The organism is Tardiphaga sp. (assembly GCF_044336785.1).
Classification (GTDB): domain Bacteria; phylum Pseudomonadota; class Alphaproteobacteria; order Rhizobiales; family Xanthobacteraceae; genus Tardiphaga.
On sequence record NZ_JBIIOT010000140.1, the window covers coordinates 1 to 9,738 of the forward strand.

13 protein-coding genes are annotated in these 9,738 nt (G+C 62.7%); all 13 read right to left on the minus strand.

Annotation, left to right across the window (positions count from 1 at the left end; translation table 11 throughout):
• Positions 1 to 303: molybdopterin cofactor-binding domain-containing protein (locus ACIQ2A_RS24175; protein ID WP_398484268.1), on the minus strand; the 303-nt coding region annotated here is incomplete at its 3' end.
• Between the two features lie 3 nt (positions 304 to 306).
• Complete coding sequence (locus ACIQ2A_RS24180; protein WP_398484270.1) at positions 307 to 771, minus strand: (2Fe-2S)-binding protein; 465 nt, start codon at positions 769 to 771, stop codon at positions 307 to 309.
• Positions 772 to 970: 199 nt separating this feature from the next.
• Positions 971 to 1,711 (minus strand): sulfur oxidation c-type cytochrome SoxA, encoded by a 741-nt coding sequence (soxA, locus tag ACIQ2A_RS24185; protein WP_398484290.1) that lies wholly within the window; start codon positions 1,709 to 1,711, stop codon positions 971 to 973.
• 35 nt (positions 1,712 to 1,746) lie between these two features.
• Complete coding sequence (gene soxZ, locus ACIQ2A_RS24190) at positions 1,747 to 2,067, minus strand: thiosulfate oxidation carrier complex protein SoxZ (protein ID WP_398484272.1); 321 nt, start codon at positions 2,065 to 2,067, stop codon at positions 1,747 to 1,749.
• On the minus strand, positions 2,067 to 2,552 hold the full coding sequence (locus ACIQ2A_RS24195; RefSeq protein ID WP_398484274.1) for a SoxY-related AACIE arm protein: 486 nt from the start codon (positions 2,550 to 2,552) through the stop codon (positions 2,067 to 2,069). The genes soxZ and ACIQ2A_RS24195 overlap by 1 nt, the downstream gene beginning before the upstream one ends.
• Positions 2,549 to 2,986, minus strand: a complete 438-nt coding sequence (gene soxX / locus ACIQ2A_RS24200; protein ID WP_398484276.1) for a sulfur oxidation c-type cytochrome SoxX — start codon at positions 2,984 to 2,986, stop codon at positions 2,549 to 2,551. The genes ACIQ2A_RS24195 and soxX overlap by 4 nt, the downstream gene beginning before the upstream one ends.
• A gap of 13 nt (positions 2,987 to 2,999) precedes the next feature.
• Positions 3,000 to 4,280, minus strand: a complete 1,281-nt coding sequence (locus ACIQ2A_RS24205; protein WP_398484278.1) for an FCSD flavin-binding domain-containing protein — start codon at positions 4,278 to 4,280, stop codon at positions 3,000 to 3,002.
• A 7-nt stretch (positions 4,281 to 4,287) separates the two neighbouring features.
• Positions 4,288 to 4,572 (minus strand): c-type cytochrome, encoded by a 285-nt coding sequence (locus ACIQ2A_RS24210; RefSeq protein WP_398484280.1) that lies wholly within the window; start codon positions 4,570 to 4,572, stop codon positions 4,288 to 4,290.
• Between the two features lie 45 nt (positions 4,573 to 4,617).
• Entirely contained in the window at positions 4,618 to 6,807 is a 2,190-nt protein-coding gene (locus tag ACIQ2A_RS24215; protein ID WP_398484282.1) for a molybdopterin cofactor-binding domain-containing protein, read from the minus strand.
• A gap of 11 nt (positions 6,808 to 6,818) precedes the next feature.
• Positions 6,819 to 7,268: a (2Fe-2S)-binding protein gene (locus tag ACIQ2A_RS24220; protein ID WP_398484292.1), complete on the minus strand. Its 450-nt coding sequence runs from the start codon at positions 7,266 to 7,268 to the stop codon at positions 6,819 to 6,821.
• A gap of 172 nt (positions 7,269 to 7,440) precedes the next feature.
• On the minus strand, positions 7,441 to 8,394 hold the full coding sequence (locus ACIQ2A_RS24225; RefSeq protein ID WP_398484284.1) for a 2-hydroxyacid dehydrogenase: 954 nt from the start codon (positions 8,392 to 8,394) through the stop codon (positions 7,441 to 7,443).
• Between the two features lie 83 nt (positions 8,395 to 8,477).
• Positions 8,478 to 9,170 (minus strand): 50S ribosomal protein L1, encoded by a 693-nt coding sequence (gene rplA / locus ACIQ2A_RS24230; RefSeq protein ID WP_398484286.1) that lies wholly within the window; start codon positions 9,168 to 9,170, stop codon positions 8,478 to 8,480.
• A gap of 6 nt (positions 9,171 to 9,176) precedes the next feature.
• Positions 9,177 to 9,605: a 50S ribosomal protein L11 gene (rplK, locus tag ACIQ2A_RS24235; protein ID WP_398484288.1), complete on the minus strand. Its 429-nt coding sequence runs from the start codon at positions 9,603 to 9,605 to the stop codon at positions 9,177 to 9,179.
• Between the last annotated feature and the right edge of the window lie 133 nt (positions 9,606 to 9,738).

The window sequence follows — 9,738 nt, forward strand, 5'->3', positions numbered from 1 at the left end:
GAGCACGGGATTTGATGGCGCGTGACTGGCGCGCATCTGCGACCAGTCAGCGTCGAGTTCTTCAGCAACCAAAGTTGCCATCCCGGTCAGCGGCCCCTGCCCCATCTCGAAGCCCTTGCACAGCACGGTGACCGTGTTGTCGGAGCCGATGATCAGAAACGTGTTGGGCGCGATGTTGATTTTCGCCGGTGCCGCCGACTGTGCGAACAGCTTGTCGGCGCGCGCAACATAGGCGCCGATGACAAGACCGGCACCGGCCTTGAGCAGCGTGCGGCGTGAAAGATTGGTGTCGTGGACGGTCATGGCTCAGCCCTCCAACGTTTTCGCGGCGCTATGGATCGCGGCGCGGATGCGGACATAGGTGGCGCAACGGCAGATATTGCCGTTCATCGCCAGATCGATGTCTTCATCGGTAGGCTTTGGATTGAGATTGAGCAGCGCGGCGGCGCTCATGACCTGGCCGGACTGGCAATAGCCACATTGCGGCACATCATGCGCGGCCCATGCCGCCTGCACCGCCTTGGCTTCCTTGCTGGTCGCGCCCTCGATGGTCGTGACCTCGCTCGAGCCGACAGCCGAGACCGGCATCGAACAGGAACGGACCGGCTGGCCATCGAGATAGACGGTGCACGCACCGCATTGGGCGACGCCGCAGCCATATTTGGTGCCGGTCAGCCCGGCACCTTCACGAATTGCCCAGAGAAGCGGAGTATTGGGATCGACGTCAATTTGACGCGACTCCCCGTTTATCTTGAGGGTGAACGCAGCCATCGCTGTTGTCCTTGTCGTCGAATGTACGCCTACATTCGAGTTGTTCTAATTCGAAACCGACAATTACAACCGCAGTGCGGAATGGCCTACTCAATTATTTTTGTACCGCGCGGGAACGAAAGTCTATTGCCAGCGTTCAACAGGGCTTTTGCGACAGTCATTCCGAACCAGATGATCGACGATGACACAGGCATGACAGCTAGGGACGTACTGCCGGCGTCTCGACCGTTAAGCCATTGGCGCGCGACGCGAGATAGAGCTGCAGATTGACCATCTCCTGAGAGTCGGCGGCATAAGGCTGCGCACGCACGCCGATCATGCAGTTGCGGAGCCTGCGCTTGAGCGATCCCAGACTTTGCCATTCCAGGCGATAGATCGGATAGCCGGTCGGATGCGCCTGGGTGATGGAGGAGCCAGCCAGTTGCCGGTCCCAGTTGTCGTCGTGGCAATTGCTGCAGGCCAGGTTGAGTTGGCCCTGCCGGCGCATGAACAGGTCACGCCCCTTGGTGACAAAGCTCGCAAGCCGCGGATCATGGCCGGCATCGATGGGCAGCCCGCGCGACTGACGTCCAATCAGCGCGGTCAGGGCGAGTAACTCACGGCTCTCATCGGGGAGCGGCCCCTTGTCCTGATGGCGGGACCGACAAAGATTGATCCGCTGTTCGAGATCGACCGGCTTATCCAGCGCTGCATCCAAGGCAGGGTATTTTGCACTGACGCCGCGCATGGCCTGGATATCATCATGGCAGTCCGCGCAGGATTTCTCTGATGGCAGGCCCTTCGCCTTCCAAAGTGCCTCGCCATCCAGCACCCATAGCATTGCAGGATTGGCCGTATCGTCGTCCTGCATAGCCCGCGTCTCGGGCGCCATGAAGGTCGAACCGGAGCGACGCTGCTCCGTCGCGATTTCGCTAGCATTGGCCAGCGAAACCATCGCCATCCACGCGAAAAACAACAAGCCCACGACACGCGCGCTCATGACACCGTGATGTTTGCCGAAGCGGTTTCCTGAAAACCGCGATCACCCGTCCAGTTGAATTCGAATGTCCCGCTCTCCATCGCCGTCGTGAAAAACGAGATGAACGGATTGGCCGAGGAGGCAGGAAACAGATCGGCGCGAAAGATCTCGACGCCGTTATAGCGGCAGTTGAAACCGGTGATGATATTGCGCGGAATGACCTCGCCCGTCTCAGTGTGGCGGTAGCCGGTTTCCATGATGTGCGACATCAGCGCCTTGATCTCGATGATGTCGCCACGCTTCGCCGTCGCCGGCACATTGATCAATGCGGAGGCCATCAGCTCGCCTCCTCGGTGCAGGCGGCGAGCGTCACCACGACATCCGCCGTGGCCGACCAGAAGGTGCCGTCGGAGAGTTTTGCGATGGCCGTCAGCGTCTGCGTGTCGGCGAGCCGGATCCGCGTCGACACCTGCGCCCGGCCGGCGCGCGGGCCGATGTAGAAATTGCCGACATTCGGCTGCGGATTCTTCTCGTTGAAGATATGGATGCTGACCACATGGTCGGCGTCGGTCATCGGGCTGGTCACCGAGACCGTGAGCGGAACGGTGTTGCCGTTCTCGACCAACGGCGGCACGTCGAGCTTCACCTTACCGCTGCGCACAGACGCGCCCTTGACGACGTCACGGATCGCCGCCTTCATCATCTCCGGCGTCGCCTGCGCGGAGCGCAGGCTGACCTGCGCCACCACGGCGCCGGCCCCGAGCGCCAGCAGGCGGCGGCGATCCGCATCAGCCAATGGCTCTATTGCAGCTGTCTTCATCATGGATCTTTCAATGTCCCGAGATAGGCGACCACATCCTCGATCTGCTCCGCCGACAAGATCGGCCTGTCACGCCAGTTCGCGCCGACACGCGCGAGGCCTTCGGTGCGATAATAGGATGGCATGATCGTCGCATCATTGAGGCGCGACGCATCCACCATCCTCAGCCGTAACTGCCCTTCCGACCAGCGCGCGCCGGTGCCGGTGAGATCAGGAGCCAAATTGCCCTGGAATCGCTGCTCGGCGAACGGCCCGCTATGGCACAGCAGGCACGTATTCTGCCGCGCCACCACGATGGCACGCCCGCGCACGGCGTCGCCCGGATGCCCCGTGAGCGACGCCGGGATGGCATCGCCGACCACCTGATAGGGCTGCAACGCCTCGCACATGGCAGGGCCGGACAGCAGGAGTGCCGCAGCGCCGATACCCGCTATCATGGCTTGCTTGCGCCTATCCAAAAACTTCGCTCGTGATCGTGTCGAACCAGGCCAACGCATAGTCGGCCTCCTGCTTGCGGAACGTACGGGGCGCATCGAGCGGACTGGTGCCACCGGCACCTTCCACATCGGTCAGCAGGCCGTTCTTCGGCTGATACACCCCAGCGATCGAGATGCCATAGTCCGGCGCCACCAGACTGTAGCAGGTGTTGATCAGTTTTGGCGGCACCGGCGCCTGCCCTGCCAGCAGTGCTGCCACCGCGCTTGCACAGGCCTTGGCCTGCGCATTGGCGGAGAACGCCGATTTCGGCATGCCGCCACCGATGCAGGCATCGCCGATCACGTGGATGTTCGGGACCTGCCTGGACTCGAACGTGACGGGATCAATCGGACACCAGCCGGAGCGATCGGTTGCGCCGGCGATGGCAGCAATCTGCCCGGCCCGCTGCGGCGGCAGGATATTGGCAACCTGCGCCTTGTGCTGCGCGAAGTCAGTGACCACCGTGTTGGTCGCAGCATCGACCGAGGTCACCTTGCCGCCCTGCGACAGGCCAACCCATTCGACCAGGCCGGGATACAACTCCTGCCAACCTTGCTGAAACAGCCGCTGCTTCGAGAACACATCCTTCGCATCGAGAATGATCAGCTTGGAGCGCGGTTTCCGTGTCTTCAGATAGTGCGCGATCAGGCTGGCACGTTCATAGGGGCCCGGCGGGCAGCGATACGGATTGGCCGGCACCGAAACGACGACGAGCCCGCCATCGTCCATCGCTTCCAGCTGCCGTCTCAGCAGCAGCGTCTGCTCTCCCGCCTTCCAGGCATGTGGCATGCGCGCGGTGGCGGCCTCGTCATAGCCCTGCAAGGCATCGAAGCGCAGATCGATGCCGGGTGACAGCACAAGGCGGTCATAGGTGAGCACTGTGCCATCGGCGAGCTCGACACTGCGCGCCGCGCTATCGATCTTCACCGCAGCCTGCATCGCCATCGTGACGCCGCTCGCCGCCACTTTCTCGTAGCCGAACTGCTGCGCCTCGATGGCACGATCGCCGGCGATGACCTCGTTACTCAGCGGACATGCCGTGAAAGTGCGATTGGGCTCGACCAGCGTGACATCAAGTTTGGAATCGATTGCAAGCAGTGCACGCGCGCAGCTCGCGCCGCCAAAGCCGCCGCCGATCACCACCACGCGCGGACGCGCCTGCGCAAGCGCCGGACCAGCGATGGCCAGTGCGGCCGTCGCAGCAGCGGCCTGCCCAAGAAACTGTCGTCGCGATGTGGGGGGAATGCGAACCATCAGCGCACTATTTCTGTTCAGCAAGCCAGGCCGCGATCAGGCGCAACTCGTCATCAGAAAACCCTTTGGCGATGCGGTTCATCACCGTTGCCGGCCGGGTGCCGTTATGAAAGGAGGTCATCGCATCCATGATCTCGCTGGCATCGCGCCCATGGATGCGCGGCATCGCGGACGATGCCGCTCCGTGCGCCGCATGGCAGCCAGAGCACGAGGTTGCGCCGGGCGGCGGCGCTGATGCTGCCAGCGCCGGACTGACCGACGCGATCACAAGCGTGGCGATCAGCACCTTCATCGCAACGGATCCCGACAGATGTGCCAATCGCCGCGCTGCATCGCGCTACGCAAAGGTGATGTCGTGTTTCTTCAGCGGCACCGAGCGGATCCGCTTGCCGGTCGCCGCGAAGAACGCGTTGAGCACCGCGGGCGCCGCCACGCAGATCGTGGGCTCGCCGACGCCCCCCCAGAACCCGCCCGACGGCATCAGGATCGATTCAACCTTCGGCATCTCCCTCAGCGTCATCGACTCATAAGTATCAAAGTTCTCCTGCTCGATGCGGCCCCCCTTCACGGTGCATTCGCCGTAGAACAGCGCCGACAGGCCATAGACGAAGGAGCCGGCGATCTGCCGATCGATCTGCCAGGGATTGACCGCGTATCCGGGATCGGTGGCCGCGACGATTCGATGAATCTTGATCTTGTTGCCGTCGGTCACCGAGATTTCGGTGGCCGCCGCGACATAGCTGCCAAATCCCATATGCTGGCAGATGCCACGGAACACGCCCTTCGGCGCCGGCGTGGTCCAGCCGATCTTGTCGGCGACCGCATTCAGCACCGCGAGATGCTTTGGATGTTTCGCCATCAGCTTGCGGCGGAATTCCACCGGGTCCTGCCCCACCGAATGCGCCAGCTCATCCATGAAGCATTCGAGATAGATCGCATTCTGGTTCACATTGACGCCGCGCCAGAAACCCGGCGGCACATGCGGATTGCGCATGGAGTGGTCGACCAGAAGATTGGGGACCGTATAGCCGATCGCCGCTTCGCCTGACGTGTTGAGTCCCTGGAAGACGACCGGGTCCATGCCGTTCTGCATGCCCTCGGGGCGCACGCTGGCCAGGATCGACTGGCCGGAGATTCGCACATGCAGGCCGATCAGGTTGTTGTCGGCATCGAAGGCGCCGACCAGCTTGCTCTGGGTGATCGGATGATAGCGGCCATGCAGCATGTCTTCTTCGCGCGTCCACATCAGCTTGACCGGCACGCCGGGCATCTGCTTGGCGATGGCGACGGCCTGGCGGACATAATCGGTCATGCCGCGACGACCGAAGCCGCCGCCGGGCATAATCTTGTAGACCTCGCATTTGTCGCTCGGCAGGCCGGAGGCCTCGACCACCGCGGCGAACACCGCTTCGCCGTTCTGCGTGCCGGTCCACACCTCGCATTTGTCTGCCGTGTAGAGCGCCACGGCGTTCATCGGCTCCATGGTGGCGTGGTTCTGATAGGGATAGGCGTAGACCGCCTCGACCTTCTTGGCCGCCCCGGCAATGGCTGCTTTCACATCGCCGTTCTTGTTGGCGGTGAAAGCCGGCTGCGCGGGATCGAGACCTTCCTCCAGCCATTTGGCGATGGACGCACTGGAGACATTGGCGTTCGGGCCTTCGTCCCATACGATCGGCAGCGCTTCGAGCGCCGTCTTGGCACGCCACCAGGTGTCGGCCACGACAGCCACGGCGGTGTCGCCAACCCGGACGACTTTCTTGACGCCCTTCATGCCGGTGATCTTGCTCTCGTCAAAGCTCTTCAGCTTGCCGCCGAACACCGGGCAATCCTTGATGGCCGCATTCATCATGCCGGGCATCGTGACATCGGCACCATAGATCATCTTGCCATTGACCTTCTCGACGGTGTCGAGACGGCGCAGCGGTTTGCCCGCGATCTTCCAGTCCTTGGGATCCTTGAGCGGAACATCTTTCGGCGGCTCGAGCTTGCCTGCCGCATCCGCCACCTTGCCAAAAGTCACGGTGCGGCCGGACGGCGTATGCGTGATCACGCTGTTCATGGCCGCGCATTCTGCCGCCGGCACCGCCCATTCGTTGGCAGCGGCCTGGATCAGCATCATGCGGGCCGCGGCACCGCCTTTGCGGACATAGTCATGTGAAGCGCGAACGCCGCGGCTGCCGCCCGTGGAAAAATCACCCCACACCCGCTTGCGCGCGATGCTCTGGCCAGGGGTCGGATATTCGGTGGTCACCTTCGACCAGTCGCATTCGAGCTCTTCAGCCACGAGCTGGGCGAGACCGGTCAGCGTGCCCTGCCCCATCTCGGAGCGCGCTATACGCACGACCACCGTATCGTCGGGCTTGATCACCACCCAGGCATTCACCTCCGGCGGCAGATCCGCGGCGCGGGCCGCAGCGGGGCCACCGAGCTGCAGGTCAAAGCCAAGTGCCAGCCCGCTGCCAACAGCGGCGGTGCCCAGTACGAACGAGCGGCGATTGAGGACGGTCGATGTCGGACCATGTGTCATGATCGCCTCCCTCAAACGCCGGCCGCGGAGTGGATGGCTTCACGCACCTGCTGGAAGGTGCCGCAGCGGCAGATATTCGTCACTGCGTGATCGATGTCCTCGTCGGTCGGCTGCGGGATCATCTCCAGCAGCGCCGCCACGGCCATGATCATGCCGCTCTGGCAATAGCCGCATTGTGGAACGTCGTGATCGATCCATGCCTGCTGCACCTTGTGCATCACGCCATTGGCCGCGAGGCCTTCGATGGTGGTGATCTGTTTTCCGACCGCGTCGCTGAGCGGCATGCTGCAGGAGCGAACCTGCTGCCCGTCCACATGGACCGTGCAGGCGCCGCATTGCGCCACGCCGCAGCCATATTTGGTGCCGGTCAGGCCCGCCTGCTCGCGGATCGCCCACAGCAGCGGCGTATCCGGCTCGGCATCGATCTCGTAGGTCCGGCCATTGATCGTGAGGTTCGCCATCGCAATTCCCTCGAGGTAGCGGCGCATATCGCCTTTCCCCGAGCATCGCCGACATTTGGAATTGCTCCAAATCAAATTTGCTTGGCGGCAAGAATGGCCCCGCGCGGGAACCAAACGTCATCGGCCTGTCGCATGCCCGACAAGGTGCCGAGCATGCCAGCTGTCCTCAGAGTTACGCCTTCACGGAATATGGCAATGCGTTGCCCGCATAAAACGCGTCGAGATTGGCGATCACGCAATCCTGCATGGCCACATGCGAGTCGAGCGTATGGCCGCCGATATGCGGGGTCAGCACGACATTCGGAAACGCCGTCAGCGCGTCCGGTGCATGCGGCTCCTTCTCGAACACGTCGAGGCCGGCACCTGCGATTGTCTTGCTTTCAAGCGCTTGGACCAGCGCCGCCTGGTCGATCACCGAGCCGCGCGAGATGTTCACCACATAGCCATCCGGCCCGAGTTTCGTCAGCATCTCGGCATCGATGATGTGATGCGTTTCCTTGCCGGCGCGCACGGCGACCATCAGCACGTCGCACCATGCGATCAGTGCAGCGAGATCCGGCTCGTAACGATATGGCAGGTCGTCATATTTGGTGCGGTTGGTATAGGCGACATCACACTCAAACGCGGCAACACGCGACGCGATCTTGCGGCCGATCTCGCCCATGCCGTAGACGCCGACCTTGCGGCCGGGATTGCCCGGCTGCGGCGCCATTAGCGGCGACGGTTTTGCGCCGGACCAACCGCCCTCGCGCACATACTGATCCGCAGGAATCACGCGCCGCGTCGCCGCCAGCATCAAGGTCAGCGCGAGATCGGCCACCGAGGCGGCATTGGCGCCGGGGCTGTTGCCGACCACGATCTTGCGCTCGGCCGCAGCCTTGAAATCGACGCCGTCATAGCCGGTGCCGTAGCAGATGATGGCGCCGAGCGCCGGCATCATGTCCATCACCTCGGCCGGCAGCAGCTGACCGCCGGCGGTGATCATCGTGCGCACATCCTTCAGCTCGTCTGCCGAAAACACACTCAATGGCGGCTTGCCACCGGCATCGAGGAGGTCGAAGCGCTCGCCGATGCGCTTCATCTGGGCCTTCGGAAAACGCGAATAGATCAGGACCTTTTCGGCCATTTGCTCATTCCTGCTGCGGTCAAAAGAAAGGGCGGGATCAGTTGCCTGATCCCGCCCCGGTTTCTTGCAAGCCTTGTTCCGGCTTAGCTGAGCACGGTGTTCGGCTCAACCTTGACGCCCACGCCCATCGACGAGGACACGGCCACGCGCTGGACATAGGTGCCCTTGGCGCCAGCCGGCCTCGCCTTCACGACGGCGTCGGCGAGAGCCTTGATGTTCTGCACCAGCTTGGCTTCGTCGAACGATGCCTTGCCGACGCCGGCCTGGATGATGCCGGCCTTCTCGACACGGAATTCAACCGAACCGCCCTTGGCGCCCTTCACGGCACCGACGACGTCCATGGTCACCGTCCCGATCTTCGGGTTCGGCATCATGCCACGCGGACCGAGCACCTTACCGAGACGGCCGACCAGCGGCATCATGTCGGGGGTGGCGATACAACGGTCGAAGTCGATCTGGCCGTTCTGGACCTTCTCGGCCAGGTCTTCCGCACCGACAACGTCGGCGCCGGCAGCCTTGGCTTCCTCGGCCTTTGCACCACGGGCGAACACGCCGACGCGCAGCGTGCGGCCGGTGCCGTTCGGCAGCGAGACGACGCCACGGACCATCTGGTCGGCGTGGCGCGGATCGACACCGAGATTGATCGCGACTTCGATGGTCTCGTCGAACTTCGCCTTGGCGCGTTCCTTGACCATCTTGATCGCTTCATCGATCGTGTACAGCTTCTCGCGATCAACGCCTTCGCGAATAGCCTTCAAACGCTTTCCGATTGCCATGATCGATTACCCCTGGACCTGGAGACCCATCGAACGGGCAGAGCCCTCGACCATCTTCATGGCCGATTCGATGGTATCGCAATTAAGATCGTTCATCTTCTTCTCGGCGATCTCGCGAATCTGCGCGGAGGTCACCTTGCCCGCGACATCGCGGCCAGGAAGCTTCGATCCGGACTGGATCTTGGCGGCCTGCTTGAGGAAGTGAGACATTGGGGGGGTCTTGAGGGCGAAGGTGAACGAACGATCGGCATAGATCGTGATCACCACCGGAATCGGGGTGTTCTTTTCTTCCTTCTGCGTCTGCGCGTTGAACGCTTTGCAGAATTCCATGATGTTCAAGCCGCGCTGACCAAGCGCTGGACCGATCGGGGGCGAAGGGTTCGCCGCACCGGCCGGCACCTGAAGCTTCAGGTATCCGGTCACTTTCTTTGCCATGTGTTACTCCTGTTGTGCCGGCGATGCCGGCGGTTTCAGGTTTCGTGGTGCGGTTCAAGTGCGGTTGGCAACCGCCCTCTCCTCCCACGCCTGGTACTCCCTCTCCCCGTTCTTACGGGGAGAGGGTTGGGGT